Source organism: Asticcacaulis sp. YBE204 (assembly GCF_000495855.1).
Lineage (GTDB): Bacteria > Pseudomonadota > Alphaproteobacteria > Caulobacterales > Caulobacteraceae > Asticcacaulis.
On record NZ_AWGF01000002.1, the window covers coordinates 158,829 to 173,092 of the forward strand.

Genomic DNA, 14,264 nt, shown 5'->3' on the forward strand with positions numbered 1-14,264 from the left:
TTTTGTGCATAGGTGCAATTGACGCATGGGCGGCGGCGATTGTGTTGCTATGATCGGGCCGCCGATACGCGTCAACATTGCCTGAATATAGACCCTGCCGCGCGTTTTCGGTACGCGGCATATGGCCCCAAGCCATAAGTTTTCCGTCAATCCTTCGTGAGTTCCGATGTCCCCGCGCCCTCGTCCCTCTAAATCCGTCATGCCACCGCGCGCGTGGCAGCGCATGTTGTCGGGTCGGCGTCTCGATCTACTCGATCCGTCGGCCATGGATATCGAGATCGACGATATTGCGCTGGGCCTGTCGCGCGTGGCGCGCTGGAACGGGCAGACGACCGGCGAGCACGGCTTTTCGGTCGCCCAACATAGCCTGATCGTTGAGGATATCTGCGTCCATATCGAGCCGGAGTTGAACACCCAATGGCGTCTGGTGGCGCTGCTGCACGACGCGCCGGAATACGTCATCGGCGACATGATCTCGCCGTTCAAGGCGGCGCTGGGCTTCGATTACCGCCGTTTCGAGGACCATCTGGAACAGGCGATCCATATCCGCTTCGGCCTGCCCGCCAAGATGCCCGCCGCGATCAAGACCCTGATCAAGCGCGCCGATCACGCCTGCGCCTATTTCGAAGCCACGCAGCTGGTCGGATTTACCGATGGCGAGGCGCGACAATTCTTCGGCGAACCACCGGAGGACTATCACCTCATCATCGATCCCCTGCCCGCGCGCGAGGCCTGCGTGCAATTCGTTGACAGGTTCACGGCTTTAAGCGAACGCTTAAGCGTATCCCAAAAAGTGTGAAACGGTTTTTGGAATCAGATGCGCGCCAAAGATGGCCGCCTCGACGTAAGGAGCCCGCGTGTCTGTCAGCCTGACCATCGAACTGTCCGCCGTCGTTGTCACCATCAAGGACAACGAAGCGATGGTCCTGTGCCTTAACCTGCCCGACCGGCGGGTGGCCCTGCCGTCGGGGCCGTTCATGCCCGAAGCGCACCGGACCTTCGACCTCGCCGTACGGGCGTTTGTGACGGAACAGACCGGATTTTCGCCCGGCTATGTCGAACAGCTCTACTCCTTCGGTGACGAAGGCCGCCAAGGCCTCAGTTCGCTGGCTCCGGAAGGTCCTGACGAACAGCAACGCGTCATTTCGCTCGGCTATCTGGCCCTGACCTCTGACAGCGCGTTTCAGTCGGCCCTGTCGGCATCGTGGCGGCCCTATTCAGCGTTTTTCCCTTGGGAAGACTGGCGCAAGGGCGAGCCCGCAACCCTGTCAGGCTTGCGTCAAGCCCTGCGTCAGTGGTGCGACGACGCGCCGGACCGGCCGTCAACCGCCGACCGTCGGGGCCGGATCGAAACGCTGTTTCCGGCCGATGCGGATCACTGGAACGAAGAGCGTGTACTGGACCGCTATGAACTGCTCTACAGCGCCGGGCTGATCGGCGAGTCCGCGCGACCGTCGCAACAAACCGTCGCCAGCGGCTGCGAGATGATGTCGGATCACCGTCGCATCCTCGCCACCGGTCTGTCGCGGTTACGAGGCAAGCTGAAATACCGCCCGGTGATTTTCGAGCTGATGCCCGAGCGCTTTACGCTGCTGGAATTGCAGAAATCGCTGGAAGCGGTGTCAGGCTTCGGCCTGCACAAGCAGAACTTTCGCCGCGCGCTGGAACGGACGGGGTTCGTTACCCCTACGGCTGCCTATCGCGACGATACCGGCGGACGTCCGGCGGAACTCTACGCCTATAATCGCGATCAGTTCCGCTTTAGTCCGTCGTTGGGTCTAAGCTTGCCGCGTGCATAATTAGGCAGCGCGGGCGGCCATTTTTGCCGCCTGAGCCATCCAGTTTTCACGCATGATGCGCTTGGCCGAATGGATGCGCGCCGACAGCCACGCCACGTGTTCTGGCGTCCAGCTCGCCACCTGCCAGTAATGGAAGATGCCGAGATCGTTCAGTTCTTTCTGATTCAGCGTCCCGATGCCCGAAATAAGCGTCAGGTCGTCGGCCTTGCCGTCCGCAGCGCGCAGACGATGCGGCTCAAGACCGGTGCCCGCCTGTTCGACGGCGGCTTCAACACTTTCGGGCGTCATGGCCGACAGCATCGACGCCTTGGGGCGCGAGGTGCGGTCGAGCGTTTCGAGAACAGGTTCCGCCACAACCGGCGTCTCAACCACAGGCGCTTCGATATGCGCCATGATGGCGGGTTCCAGTTCGGTCGAAACCCCCACCGGTGCAGCAACCGGGGCCGTCGGCGCGACCGGACGCAGCGGGATAATTTCGGCCGAGGTCATCTGACGCGCGGCGGCGACCATCGGATCAGGCTCGACCTGACGGACGGGTTCAGGATCGGCCAGAAACACCGGTGCGTCATCGAAGACCGAAACCCGGCGCGCCTTACGCTTCGGTTTGGGTGACAGAAGCCAACCGACCGAACCGCTGATCAAAAACACCCCCAGCAGCAGCGCCGCCGATTGCAGGATAAGCAATAACATAAATCCCCCTTAACCGGCGCGGCGCGCGAGGAAACCCGTCGCCAGCCCCAGCACCGCCACTCCCAGAAGCAACCAGCGCAATTCAAAGATCAGATAGAGCATGATCGACCTTTCCTACGGCAATGCTGACGGGCTTTTGCGTTGTATCGGTCACGACGTCGAGTACCGGACCGTAAAGATAGCCTTCGCCGCGCGGCGCATAGGCCTTGATATTATCCGGCAATTCCGGTTGCAGCGCCCGCACGGCGGCGGCGGCCTGCGCCAGACGCGCGGTGGCGTTCGGCGGCGTCGCCCCGGCCTTGAGGCTCAAATGCACATTGAGGCCGTCGATCCGGGCCGAAACATCGTCGATGCCTTCGGATTTGAGCGCCGTATCGACGCGCTGAGTCAGCGACGCTTCCAGCGGCGGCAGCATCTTGTACAGACTTACCGCACCACCGCCCGCCAGCAGCAATAATCCCAATCCCCATACCGTCTTCGACGACATGTCCTACCCCTCGAAAATACCGCCGATGAAAATCGTTAACGAGTTAACCCCAAATCCCGGCGACTGACAATAGCACGCGGGACACAGTTATTGCCTTGCACCCTATCGGCTCTGCATGACAGCGCCAAGACATACCCCTGACGGGGGAAATTGACGAAAAAGGATTGGCCACGGAAAACACGGAAAACACGGAAATTCATTGTGCCGGAAATAAGCGCGAAGCGTCGAACAATTAAGCCATGACATGCATAAAGGCCCTTCGGGCAGGAAGGAGCGAGTACCTTTCCGTGCTTTCCGTGCTTTCCGTGCTTTCCGTGCTTTCCGTGGTCAAATAAAAAACGTCCGATGCCAAGGACACCGGACGTTCATTTATATCCTCAAATCAAACGCTTATTTACCCGCGTTAATCGCCGCCTGAGCCGCCGCCAGACGCGCCACGGGGACGCGGTACGGCGAACAGGAGACGTAGTCGAGGCCGACCTTCTGGCAGAAGGCGATCGACGCCGGGTCGCCGCCGTGCTCGCCGCAGATGCCCAGCTTGATGTCCGGACGGGTCGCGCGGCCCTTGGTGCGGGCGATGTCGATCAGCGCGCCGACGCCATCGGGATCGAGCGTGACGAACGGGTCCTTCTCGAAAATCCCCTTTTCGATATAGGGGTTGAGGAAGCGGCCCGAGTCGTCGCGGCTGATGCCGTAGGTCGTCTGCGTCAGGTCGTTGGTGCCGAACGAGAAGAACTCCGCCGTCTCGGCCAGCTTGTCGGCCAGCAAAGCCGCGCGCGGCAATTCGATCATGGTGCCGACCTTGTAGTCGACCGACGCACCGCGCTTGGACAATACGCCATCGGCGATGCGACGGGTGAGCGCGACCAGATTGGCCATTTCTTCCTTGGTCGCGACCAGCGGGTGCATGATGTCGGGTTTCGGGTCGAAACCCTCGGCCTTGACGTCGGCGGCGGCCTCGAAGATCGCCTCGACCTGCATCTCGTAGATTTCCGGGAAGGTGATCCCCAGACGACAACCGCGCCAGCCCAGCATCGGGTTGGTTTCCGACAGTTCCTTGGTCCGCTTGAGCAGCTTTTCCTCAGACACTTCCGTGGCTTCGGCGACGGCCTTGATGTCCTCAGACGTGTGAGGCAGGAACTCGTGCAGCGGCGGATCGAGCAGACGGATGGTCACCGGCAGGCCGTTCATGATCTTGAACAGCTCGGCAAAGTCCGACTTCTGGTGCGGCAGCAGCTTGGCCAGAGCCTTGCGGCGACCGGCCTCGTCGTCGGCGAGGATCATTTCGCGGACGGCAGTGATGCGCTCTTCGTCGAAGAACATGTGCTCGGTGCGGCACAGACCGATGCCTTCGGCGCCGAAGCCGACGGCGGTTTTCGCATCGGTCGGGGTTTCGGCGTTGGTCAGCACCTTGAGCGTGCGGAACTCGTCAGCCCACGTCATGATCTGATGGAAGTCGTCGGAGAATTCCGGCTCGATCATGCGAACCGCGCCCTTGAGGATCTCACCGGTCGAACCGTCCAGCGTCACGATGTCGCCGAAGCGGAACACCTGACCGCGGGCCGAAAACTCGCCGCGCTCGGTCGAGATGACCAGCTCCCCGGCCCCCGACACACAGGGACGACCCATGCCGCGCGCCACGACGGCAGCGTGCGAGGTCATGCCGCCGCGCGCCGTGACGATGGCCTTGGCGGCGTGCATGCCGTGGATGTCTTCGGGCGAGGTTTCGTCGCGGACGAGGATGACGTCTTCGCCCGCTGCGGCCAGACGCACCGCGTCGTCAGCGGTGAAGACGATCTTGCCGCAGGCCGCGCCCGGCGAGGCCGGAAGCCCGCGCGCGATCAGGACGCGCTCGGCCTTGGGGTCCAGCATCGGGTGCAGCAACTGATCCAGCGCCGACGGATCGAGGCGCATCAGGGCTTCCTGCGGCGTGATCAGGCCTTCCCTGGCCATATCGACGGCGATTTTCAGCGCCGCGCGCGATGTGCGCTTGGCGTTGCGGGTTTGCAGCATGAACAGCTTGCCCTGCTCGACCGTGAACTCCACGTCCTGCACGTCGCGATAGTGGTTTTCGAGCTTTTCGACGGTCGATTTGAACTGCGCGAAGACGTCCGGCAGCGCCTCTTCCATCGAGGGATTGCGCTCGCCCATTTCTTCGCGCGCCTTCACCGTCAGGGTCTGCGGCGTGCGGATACCCGCCACCACGTCTTCGCCCTGAGCGTTCAGCAGGAACTCGCCGTACAGCGACGCATCGCCCGTCGACGGGTTGCGCGTGAACGCCACGCCGGTCGCCGAGGTGTCGCCCATATTGCCAAAAACCATCGACTGGATATTGACGGCGGTGCCCCAGTCTTCGGGGATGTCGTGCATCTTGCGGTAAAACTTGGCCCGGTCGTTCATCCACGAACCGAACACGGCCTTGACCGCACCCCACAACTGATCCTGCGGGTCCTGCGGGAAGTCGTGACCCAGTTCGCGCTTCACCAGCGCCTTGTAGTCGACGATGATGCGTTCCCAGTCCTTGGCCGTGATGTCGGTGTCGATCGACACGCCCAAACGATCCTTGTGATCGTCGAGCACGTCTTCAAAATTGTGGTGGCTGAGGTCCAGCACGACGTTGGAATACATGGTGATGAAGCGGCGGTAGCAGTCGAGCGCGAAGCGGCGGTCGCCGGTAAGGCTGGCCAGACCTTCGACGGTCGCGTCGTTCAGACCCAGATTGAGGACCGTGTCCATCATGCCCGGCATCGAGGCCCGCGCGCCCGAACGGACCGAGACCAGCAGCGGATTTTCGACCGAGCCGAAACCCTTGCCCGTCGAGGTTTCGAGGTTTTTCAGCGCGGTGGCGACCTGTTCGACCAGATCGTCCGGCAGGGATTTGTCGTTCTTATAATAATGGACACAGGCTTCGGTAGTGATGGTGAAGCCCGCCGGCACCGGCAACCCCAGAGATGACATCTCAGCCAGATTGGCGCCCTTGCCGCCCAGCAGGTTTTTCATCGTCGCATCGCCGTCCGCCGCGCCCGCCTTGAAGGCGTATACCCAGTGTTTCGACATCGAATATCCCTCTTTCATTTGTCTGATATATTATTGTTTTTACATGAAAATATTTCATGCGGCTTTTTATGAGCCATATAAGCACGCTGGCGATCACGCCTAAATAGATTATTGTAAAAATTCTTTACTGACACCCCAGTCAGGTTGCAGTGCAATATGTACACCATTGGGTGCCTGCCGCTCAAGGGGTGCCGCACGGGCAAGGTGATCACAACGCCTTTACTGTGACTGTAAAGGCCCGAATTCCCGTTACAAATGAAAAAGACGCGGAAGCTGTAAGCCGCCGCGCCTTTTTCATTATGCCCCCTGACCTAAGCCAGTTTCGACAGATCGGCCACGCTATCCATCAGACGGCGGAGCGCGTTCAGCAGGGCCAGACGGTTTTCGCGTTCGGCGGGCACCTCCGAATTGACCAGCACGCCGTCGAGGAAGGCGTCGATATCCGGACGCAGGGCCGCAAGCGCCGCCAAAGCCTCGGCAAAGCGTTCGTCATCGATCTGCTTGTCGATGGTGGGGGCCAGCGACAGGGCCTTGTGAACCAGAGTCACCTCGACCTCCGGCGCGCCCGGCAGAACCTTCGGCGCATGGTCGGGCACGGCGCCTTTTTTCGTTTCGGCGTTGAGGATATTGGCGATGCGCTTGAACCCGGCTTCCAAAGCCTCACCGTCTTTGCCGCTTAGAACTTCTTCCAGAGCCCGGATGCGGGCGATGGTGCGGACCAGATCGTCGTCTTTCGCCGCAAAAGCCGCTTCGATGACGTCGAAGCGCACGCCCTCGTCCTTCAGCATGACCTTGAGGCGGTCGGCGAAAAAGTCGGCGAATTCGGCGCTCACCGTGCGGTAGTCGCGGAAGCTCAGGCGGGCATTGTCCACCTTCGGCGCGTTGGTGACGTGCTCGAATTTGATATCGAGATCGTAATCGCGGTCGGTCGGGATGACCCAGACCGGGCTTTCGAGCAGACCGGCGCGGAAATCGCGCAGATAGTTCTCGTAGACCTCGGTCTCGCCTTCGGCCCAGCGCGGACCGGCCGACCCGCGCCAGTTCTCGGTATCGACATAGACCGCCTGATTTGGCCCCGCATAGATCAGCAGGGTCTGATACCAGAGCGCCACCAGATCGGCCAAGGAGGCGCGGACATTATGCTGACGCAGGATACGCAGCACGCCGAGCGCCGCACGACGCAGGGCGAACGGATCTTTCGAACCCGTCGGCTTTTCGTCGATGGCAAAGAAACCGACCAGCGTGTCGATCTTGTCGGCCAGAGCCACCGCCGCCGACACCGCGCCTTCGGGCACCGAATCGGACGGGCCCTGCGGCTTATAGTGTTCGCGGATGGCTTCGGAAACGTCCCCGGCCAGCTTGGCGGCTTCGGCGTAGTAGCCGCCCATGATCCCTTGCAGTTCGGGGAATTCGCCGACCATGTAAGACGCCAGATCGGCCTTGGCCAGACGCGCGGCCTCGCTGGCCATCCCCGCATCCGCACGCAGCAGCGGGGCCAGTTGTCCGGCCAGCGCCTCGATGCGCGCGACGCGCTGCGCCATCGTCCCCAATTTCGCATGGAAAGTGACGCCGTTCAGCTTGGCCAGCCACTGATCGAAATTGCCCTTACGGTTGTCTTCTGACCAGAAAAATACCCCGTCCGACAGACGCGCCGATAGCACCTTGGCATTGCCGCGCTTGATTTCCGCACCCTTGTCGGCGGCCTTCATGTTCGACACGATGAGGAACTTCGCGGCCATCTTCTGCGTCGACAGATCGCGGACGGCGAAATATTTCTGGTGCGTGCGCATCGAGGTCTTGATGACCTCCGGCGGCAGGGTCAGGAACTTAGGGTCCATGTCACCGAGCAGCGGCGTCGGCCATTCGTTGAGACCGGCGACCTCTTCGAGCAGGCCGTGGTCTTCCATCAGGGCGCAACCGGCCTCGGCGGTGACCTTGTAAGCCTTTTCGATAATGATCGACTGACGCTCGGCGTGGTCGAGGACGACGAAGGCGTCTTTCAGGCCCTGCTTGTACGACTTGAAATCGCTGACAGCGAAGGGCTCGCCCGACGACAGGAAGCGGTGGCCCTGAGTCAGGTTACCCGACGCGACGCCGCCGATTTCGAACGGGATCACCGCGCCATCGAACAGGAAGATGATGCGCTTCAGCGGACGCACCCAGCGGAAGCTCGACGTGCCCGAGCGCATCGACTTCGGCCACGGGAACACAAGAATGACCTCTTCGAGGATGCCCGGCAGGACTTCGGCGGTCTGTTTGGCGGGCTTTTCGATCCGCGCCAGCCAGACGCCGTTTTCCAGAACCAGTTGATCCTGAGTCAGGCCAACCTTGCGCAGGAACCCGGCCATGGCCTGTTCCGGCGCGCCCTCTTTCGGGCCCTTGACCTCTTCGGATACGGCAGCCTGTTCCAGCGGCAGGCCTTCGACGTGCAGGGCCAGACGGCGCGGCCCGACATAGGCCTTCAATGTCTCCCAGCTCAGGCCCTGCGCCTTGAGTTTGTCGCCGAACAGACGTTCGAAATCGCGCGCAGCCTGAAGCTGCATGCGCGCCGGGATTTCTTCGGAGAAAAGTTCGATAAGTAAGTGTGCCATCAGAATTAACGCGCCTCTTCCTGAGCCGCCCATTCGAGCGCGCAGGCCTTACACAGATCACGGATGCGGCCGATATAGGATTGCCGTTCGGCCACCGCGATAGCCCCGCGGGCGTCCATCAAATTGAACAGGTGCGAGGCCTTGAGCACGTGGTCATAGGCCGGCAGGACCAGCTTGTAGCCTAAGCTGTTCTCGGTGTTCAGGATCTTGGTGACCTGACGTTCCATGTCCTCGAACTGACGCTTCAGGGTCGGCACGTCCGAAGCTTCGAAGTTAAAGGCCGAAAACTGGCGCTCCTGCTCTTTGAACACGTCGCCGTATTTGACACCGTCATTGTTGAATTTCAGGTCGTAGACGTTATCCACGTTCTGCAAATACATGGCCAGACGCTCAAGCCCGTAGGTCAGTTCGCCCGACACCACATCGACCTCGATGCCGCCGACGCCCTGAAAATAGGTGTATTGCGTGACTTCCATGCCGTCGCACCACACTTCCCAGCCAAGGCCCCAGGCCCCGACCGTCGGGTTTTCCCAGTCGTCCTCGACGAAGCGGATATCGTGGACATCGGTATCGAGCCCGATGGCCTTAAGCGACCCCAGATACAGATCCTGAAGATTGTCCGGGTTCGGTTTCAGGATGACCTGATACTGATAATAGTGCTGGAGGCGGTTGGGGTTTTCGCCATAACGCCCGTCGACCGGACGGCGCGACGGCTGCACGTAGGCGGCTTTCCACGGCTTCTTGCCGAGTGCCCGCAGGACGGTGGCCGGATGCAGGGTGCCCGCGCCGACCTCGACGTCATAGGGTTGCAGCACGACGCAACCCTGCGCGCTCCAGTAATGGTGCAGGGTCAGGATCAGGTCCTGAAATGAAAGGGGCGCTTTGGTGTCTTTAGCCATATGTTTTAAAGCCATAACTTGATTTCGCGCGAACATAGAGAGGTGCGGCGGGACGGGCAAGCTTTGGCCGCAAAGAAAACCTGTTCAGATGGCGGAGAATCGCACAGATTTCCTTCGCCCCTGTGGGGAGAAGGTGGCGCGAAGCGCCGGATGAGGGGGAACCCCTAACTTCTACACGCCCCCTCACCCCTGCCCTCTCCCCACAGGGAGAGGGGGAGACGCACCGATGGCTTCAACCAAACACCATTTCCGCGACGTCCTTATCGCCCTCAGACAGCCCGCCTCGTGGCTGTTGCTGGCGCTCGGGTTTTCGGCAGGCCTGCCGTTCCTGCTGACCGGGGCGACGATGGGCTTCTGGATGCGCGAGGAAGGTCTGAGCCTGACCGCCATTAGCTACATGTCGTGGGTCAGCCTGCTTTACGGGATGAAGGTTCTGTGGGCGCCTTATATGGATAAGTGGCGTCTGCCCCTGCTCTACACATGGCTGGGTCAGCGCCGCTCGTTCATGCTGGTGTCGCAGGTCGCCATCGCGGCGGGCCTGATCGTCATGGCCTCCATCGGCCCCAGGGGCGACCTGTTCGCCTTCACCATGGCCGCGCTGTTCGTCGCGTTTGCCTCGGCGTCGCAGGAAATCGCCATCGACGCATGGCGCGTCGAGCAGACCGCGACGCGAGCGGACGAAGCGCTCAACCCGACCTTCTACGCCTTCGGTTTCCGCATCGCCGTGCTGGTCAGCGGGACGTGGATACTGATACCGGCGGAGCATATCGGCTGGCCGATGTCGTTCGCGATTCTGGCCGCGACCATGGCCGTCGGGGTCGTGGCGACATTGTTCGCCCATCGTTCAGAGGCCGAAATTGCGATCCAGCCCAAGCCTTACAGCTTCAAGACCCTGATCGCCGATCCGTTCAACAGTTTCTTTCAGCAGCACGGTAATTTGACGTGGCTAATCCTGCTGGCGCTGGCCTTTTACCGCCTGCCCGACTACCTGATCGGGCCCATCGCCGGACCGCTCTACGAAGACACCGGCCTCAGCAATTCGACCATCGTCTATGTCCGCACCACGGTCGGTCTGGCGGCGTCGTTCGCGGGCGTGGCGCTGGGCGGGGCCTGCGTCCTGTGGCTCGGGATCGAGCGCTCGTTCTGGATCGGTGCCCTCACCGGCCCGTTGTCGAATATCTGTTTCGCGCTGATGGCGGCCTATCCGGGCGACGTCGGCGTCTTCGGCGGCACCCTGATCGTCGACAATATCGCCAACGGCATCGCCGAAACGGCCTTCGTCGCCTTCATGACGCGGCTGGTGGTCAAGGAGTTTTCGCTGACCCACTACGCGCTGATGTATTCGGTCGCGGCCATGACCGGCAAGCTGCTGAAAGGCTTTTCAGGGCAGGTCGTCGATTCGATGATACCCGATCTGGGGCTGTTCGGCGCCTATCAGGCCTTCTTCATAGGCACAGCGATCGCCGGGATTCCCGCATTGATTTTTTGCCTCATGCTGCGGCATCGTGGGCTATTCAAAAGCGCCTGAAACGGGTGTATCTTCGTTCGGTGCGTATTAAAAAGTATGCAGGGCCAAACGATGAAAATCACCAATACCTTCATTATGATAGCCGAAGATTCTAAAACCCGTCAGGGCACCGTACCACTACAAAAGGACGGCCCAAAGACGCTGGCGCGGATGCATTTCGATCTGCTGGATGCGCATCCTTACGAATACACGATCGACGATCTGAACTTCACGGTCCATGCGCTGAAAAACGGCATCGACCGCGACGATGTGGCGGCGCGCGACGCCTTCCTGTCGAAAGGACATCCGTGCATGCGGGCATCGCCCCTGACCAAGACCTATGGCTTCGGCGCGCACTATAACCATGCGGGCAAGATCGCCATTTATCCCGCCGATTCCGTGGCCTATCACAAGTTCCTGAAAGACCCTGAGGTCAAGGTCGAGAAAGCCATGCGCAATAAGCGCGCGACCGAAGCCGCTTGATTTGGAACCACAGATTACACAGATTTCACAGAATTAGGTAGGAAGGTGCGTTAAACGGGGCGAAGCGCTAATCTGTGAAATCTGTGGTTCCCCTACTTCAACATACAGGCCCGCACCCACGCCCTCGGCCAGTTCTGACGCAGTTTGGCGGCCAACTTCTCGGCATCCTCCCGCGTATCGCACAAAGCAAAACAGGTCGCGCCCGACCCCGACATGCGGGCAAATCGCGTTTCATCATACGCTTCAAGTGAGCGGAAAACCTCACCGATGACCGAATGCAAGGCAATGGCGGGACTTTCAAGATCGTTACGAGTCGTACGTAAAAACGCGACGACATCCCCCGATATATCCGCGCCTATCGGTTCAAACCGCCCTACGGCATCATAGGCTTTGAACACCGCAGGCGTCGAACACTCCACACCCGGATTGATCAGCACGGCCGCCAGCGACGGCACCTCGACCGGCGTCAGCACCTCGCCGTAACCTTCGGCAATCGCGGATTTCGACCACAGACACATCACGCCATCGGCCCCGGTTTGCGCTGCCACGGCCTCCAGCGCCGCATCAGGCATATCCGGCGCATAGGCTTCGCGTAGCAAATGCAGCACCGCGCCTGCGTCGGCGCTACCGCCGCCAATTCCGGACGCCACCGGCAGGTTCTTGGTGAGGTGGATGTCATGCCGGTTGACCGTCACGCCCGCAGCGGCCTCGAACCGCCGCACGGCTTTCAGGATCAGATTGTCCTCGCCGGTACTGAGCCCCTCAGCGAAGGGCCCGTCGATGGTCAGCCGCCCCTGCCCCGGCGACAGGCTGACCTCGTCGCCATAATCTGCGAATACGACCAGACTGCGCAAGGGGTGATACCCCCGCACATCGGGGGCGGCGACGTGGAGGTACAGATTGACCTTGGCCGGGGCCAACCGGGATATTTTGGACATCAGACTATTTGGTTTTGATGACCGGTTTCGCCACGGGCTTCGGCGTCGGTTTCACCGCATCGGCCTCGGCCAGCTTCTGCGCCTCAAGCTTGTCCGCCGCCGAAATCTTCGCGGTCACGCTGGCTTTTTGCTTGTCGTCGGCCTCGAGCGTCAGGACGCGCGCCCACTGGAATTTTGCCTCGATATCGCGGCCCATAGCCTTATAGACGTCGCCCAGATGCTCGTTGATTTCCGGATCGGCCGGTTGCAAGGCAATGGCGCGCTCGATCCACAACAGCGCCTGATCGTTATCGCCCTGCTTGAAATAGCCCCAGCCGAGCGAGTCCATGATCGCCCCTGAGCGCGGGCTCTTGTCGAGCGCCTTGCGCACCATGGCTACGCCTTCGGGCAGGTTCTCGTTGCGGTCGATCATGCCGTAGCCGAGCAGGTTTAACAGTTCCGGGCTGTCCGGTTGCAACTCCAGCCCCTTCTTCGCCGCGACCTTGGTCTTTTCCCAGTCGCCAGACGCCTGATGCAGCACGGCCAGCGTGAACCACGATTGCCACGTAAAGGCGCCGTCGCCGTATTGCGCGACATAATCGTCCATCAGCCTGATCGCCCCGGCGGTGTCGTCCTTTTCCCACAGGATGCGGGCGCGCTCTACCGCGATGTCGGCGTCTTTCGGATTGGCGGCGTTGAGACGCGTGAAAATCTCGAACGCCCCGTCGAGGTCTTCGGCCTCCTTGAGGCTCCACGCCGCGCGTAGTTGCGCCTCCTGATAAAACGGCGAATCGGGCTCGATGGCCGCCCATTCTTCCTGCGCCGCCTGCGTGTCGCGCATGCGCACCAGCACCTGCCCGGCCAGAAGGTGCGACCGATCCTGGGTCGGCGTCGCGTCCGGCGTCTCCGGCGACGAAAACTGCGACAGGCGCAGGGTCGCCAGCGCCATTTCCGGCTGCTGCTCCGACGCATAGAGTGTCGCCGACAGGAACAGGCTGTCGGCCATAATCAGCCGCACGGTTGGTTTCTTCGGCTTGCGATAACCCCTGGCATCGAGCGTCTCAAGCTGATGGCGGACCAGACGATCTTCCGACACGCTGAGGATATCCGTGTAGATCTTGCGCGCCTCGTCCTTGCGTCCCCGACGCTCCAAAAACGAAGCATAGTACGGCCCGAACAGGACATTGGCCGGTCCGGGCTGACAGATCAACTTATAGACCGACTCGGCGTCGGCATTGCGCCCCTTTAGTTCGAGCAGACGCGCCTGATTGGCGGCTTGCAGGAAGACGACCAGTCGATCGCGTTTGCTGGCCGATTCGGGGCTCAGTTCGGCGATCAGGCCGTTATCGATGGCCTTGTCCCACTGCTTCGCCTCGGCATAGATCAGCGGCTTGAGCAACAGCGTCGTTCGGTCATTGGCGTCCAGCTTCGCCGAGGCCTCAATGGCTGTCACAGCGTCTTTTACCCGTCCCGTACGGACGAGATCGAGCGCCTTAACCTGAGCACCGAGATTGCGCGAAAAACGGCTGCCGGACTCAGGTAAATGCTTCGCGGCGAAGTCCATGTCACCGCCCAGTACCGCTGCCAGAAACGCCCGTTCGCGCAGACCGGCATTCGCCGGATCAGCGTCGGCGGCGGCCATCAGCGCACGTGCCGCCGTTTCCGTGTCGCCCTGCGACGCGGCAAATTTCCCGATCAGATAGTCGCCGTAAGGGTTGTCGGTGAATCGCGTGTCGCGCGCCACAGCGGGCGCAGCCAGACAGATCAAGGCGGCAACGGCGACGGCGGATTTCAAGGCAAGCTTCATGGCACGGACTTTCGCAAACGAATGCCC

The 14,264-nt window shown here is 61.3% G+C and carries 11 protein-coding genes; 4 read left to right on the forward strand and 7 right to left on the reverse strand.

Translation table 11 applies throughout. The annotated features are described in order from the left end of the window. Positions 1-166: 166 nt before the first annotated feature. Both AEYBE204_RS24790 and AEYBE204_RS24795 read left to right on the forward strand, forming a co-directional pair. Entirely contained in the window at positions 167-799 is a 633-nt protein-coding gene (locus AEYBE204_RS24790; protein WP_031229850.1) for an HD family hydrolase, read from the forward strand. Between the two features lie 58 nt (positions 800-857). After that, entirely contained in the window at positions 858-1,799 is a 942-nt protein-coding gene (locus tag AEYBE204_RS24795; RefSeq protein ID WP_023461111.1) for an NAD regulator, read from the forward strand. On the opposite strand, the gene AEYBE204_RS24800 is transcribed toward AEYBE204_RS24795, so the two are convergent. The 5 genes from AEYBE204_RS24800 to AEYBE204_RS24820 all read right to left on the reverse strand — a co-directional run bounded on the left by AEYBE204_RS24800 (position 1,800) and on the right by AEYBE204_RS24820 (position 9,523). Then, positions 1,800-2,489: a hypothetical protein gene (locus AEYBE204_RS24800; protein WP_023461112.1), complete on the reverse strand. Its 690-nt coding sequence runs from the start codon at positions 2,487-2,489 to the stop codon at positions 1,800-1,802. An 82-nt stretch (positions 2,490-2,571) separates the two neighbouring features. After that, on the reverse strand, positions 2,572-2,976 hold the full coding sequence (locus AEYBE204_RS24805) for a hypothetical protein (protein ID WP_023461113.1): 405 nt from the start codon (positions 2,974-2,976) through the stop codon (positions 2,572-2,574). Positions 2,977-3,366: 390 nt separating this feature from the next. Continuing rightward, positions 3,367-6,033 carry a pyruvate, phosphate dikinase gene (ppdK, locus tag AEYBE204_RS24810; RefSeq protein ID WP_023461114.1) on the reverse strand — a complete coding sequence of 889 codons (2,667 nt, stop codon included), beginning with the start codon at positions 6,031-6,033 and terminating at the stop codon, positions 3,367-3,369. 311 nt (positions 6,034-6,344) lie between these two features. Continuing rightward, positions 6,345-8,624, reverse strand: a complete 2,280-nt coding sequence (gene glyS, locus AEYBE204_RS24815) for a glycine--tRNA ligase subunit beta (protein ID WP_023461115.1) — start codon at positions 8,622-8,624, stop codon at positions 6,345-6,347. 5 nt (positions 8,625-8,629) lie between these two features. Next, on the reverse strand, positions 8,630-9,523 hold the full coding sequence (locus tag AEYBE204_RS24820) for a glycine--tRNA ligase subunit alpha (RefSeq protein ID WP_023461116.1): 894 nt from the start codon (positions 9,521-9,523) through the stop codon (positions 8,630-8,632). 226 nt (positions 9,524-9,749) lie between these two features. Between AEYBE204_RS24820 and AEYBE204_RS24825 the strand changes: the two genes are divergently transcribed. Next, entirely contained in the window at positions 9,750-11,051 is a 1,302-nt protein-coding gene (locus tag AEYBE204_RS24825; RefSeq protein WP_023461117.1) for a hypothetical protein, read from the forward strand. Between the two features lie 51 nt (positions 11,052-11,102). Then, positions 11,103-11,513 carry a DUF6157 family protein gene (locus AEYBE204_RS24830; RefSeq protein ID WP_023461118.1) on the forward strand — a complete coding sequence of 137 codons (411 nt, stop codon included), beginning with the start codon at positions 11,103-11,105 and terminating at the stop codon, positions 11,511-11,513. 92 nt (positions 11,514-11,605) lie between these two features. Here AEYBE204_RS24830 and AEYBE204_RS24835 read toward each other — a convergent pair whose 3' ends face one another. After that, complete coding sequence (locus tag AEYBE204_RS24835) at positions 11,606-12,451, reverse strand: 4-(cytidine 5'-diphospho)-2-C-methyl-D-erythritol kinase (RefSeq protein WP_023461119.1); 846 nt, start codon at positions 12,449-12,451, stop codon at positions 11,606-11,608. 4 nt (positions 12,452-12,455) lie between these two features. Further along, positions 12,456-14,237 carry a tetratricopeptide repeat protein gene (locus AEYBE204_RS24840; RefSeq protein ID WP_023461120.1) on the reverse strand — a complete coding sequence of 594 codons (1,782 nt, stop codon included), beginning with the start codon at positions 14,235-14,237 and terminating at the stop codon, positions 12,456-12,458. Between the last annotated feature and the right edge of the window lie 27 nt (positions 14,238-14,264).

Bases quoted from the DNA above. Each gene is read 5' to 3' on its own strand.
- AEYBE204_RS24790 (WP_031229850.1), top strand. From the start codon at position 167: ATGTCCCCGCGCCCTCGTCCCTCTAAATCCGTCATGCCACCGCGCGCG.
- AEYBE204_RS24800 (WP_023461112.1), bottom strand. From the start codon at position 2,489: ATGTTATTGCTTATCCTGCAATCGGCGGCGCTGCTGCTGGGGGTGTTT.
- AEYBE204_RS24805 (WP_023461113.1), bottom strand. From the start codon at position 2,976: ATGTCGTCGAAGACGGTATGGGGATTGGGATTATTGCTGCTGGCGGGC.
- ppdK (WP_023461114.1), bottom strand. From the start codon at position 6,033: ATGTCGAAACACTGGGTATACGCCTTCAAGGCGGGCGCGGCGGACGGC.
- glyS (WP_023461115.1), bottom strand. From the start codon at position 8,624: ATGGCACACTTACTTATCGAACTTTTCTCCGAAGAAATCCCGGCGCGC.
- AEYBE204_RS24820 (WP_023461116.1), bottom strand. From the start codon at position 9,523: ATGGCTAAAGACACCAAAGCGCCCCTTTCATTTCAGGACCTGATCCTG.
- AEYBE204_RS24825 (WP_023461117.1), top strand. From the start codon at position 9,750: ATGGCTTCAACCAAACACCATTTCCGCGACGTCCTTATCGCCCTCAGA.
- AEYBE204_RS24830 (WP_023461118.1), top strand. From the start codon at position 11,103: ATGAAAATCACCAATACCTTCATTATGATAGCCGAAGATTCTAAAACC.
- AEYBE204_RS24835 (WP_023461119.1), bottom strand. From the start codon at position 12,451: ATGTCCAAAATATCCCGGTTGGCCCCGGCCAAGGTCAATCTGTACCTC.
- AEYBE204_RS24840 (WP_023461120.1), bottom strand. From the start codon at position 14,237: ATGAAGCTTGCCTTGAAATCCGCCGTCGCCGTTGCCGCCTTGATCTGT.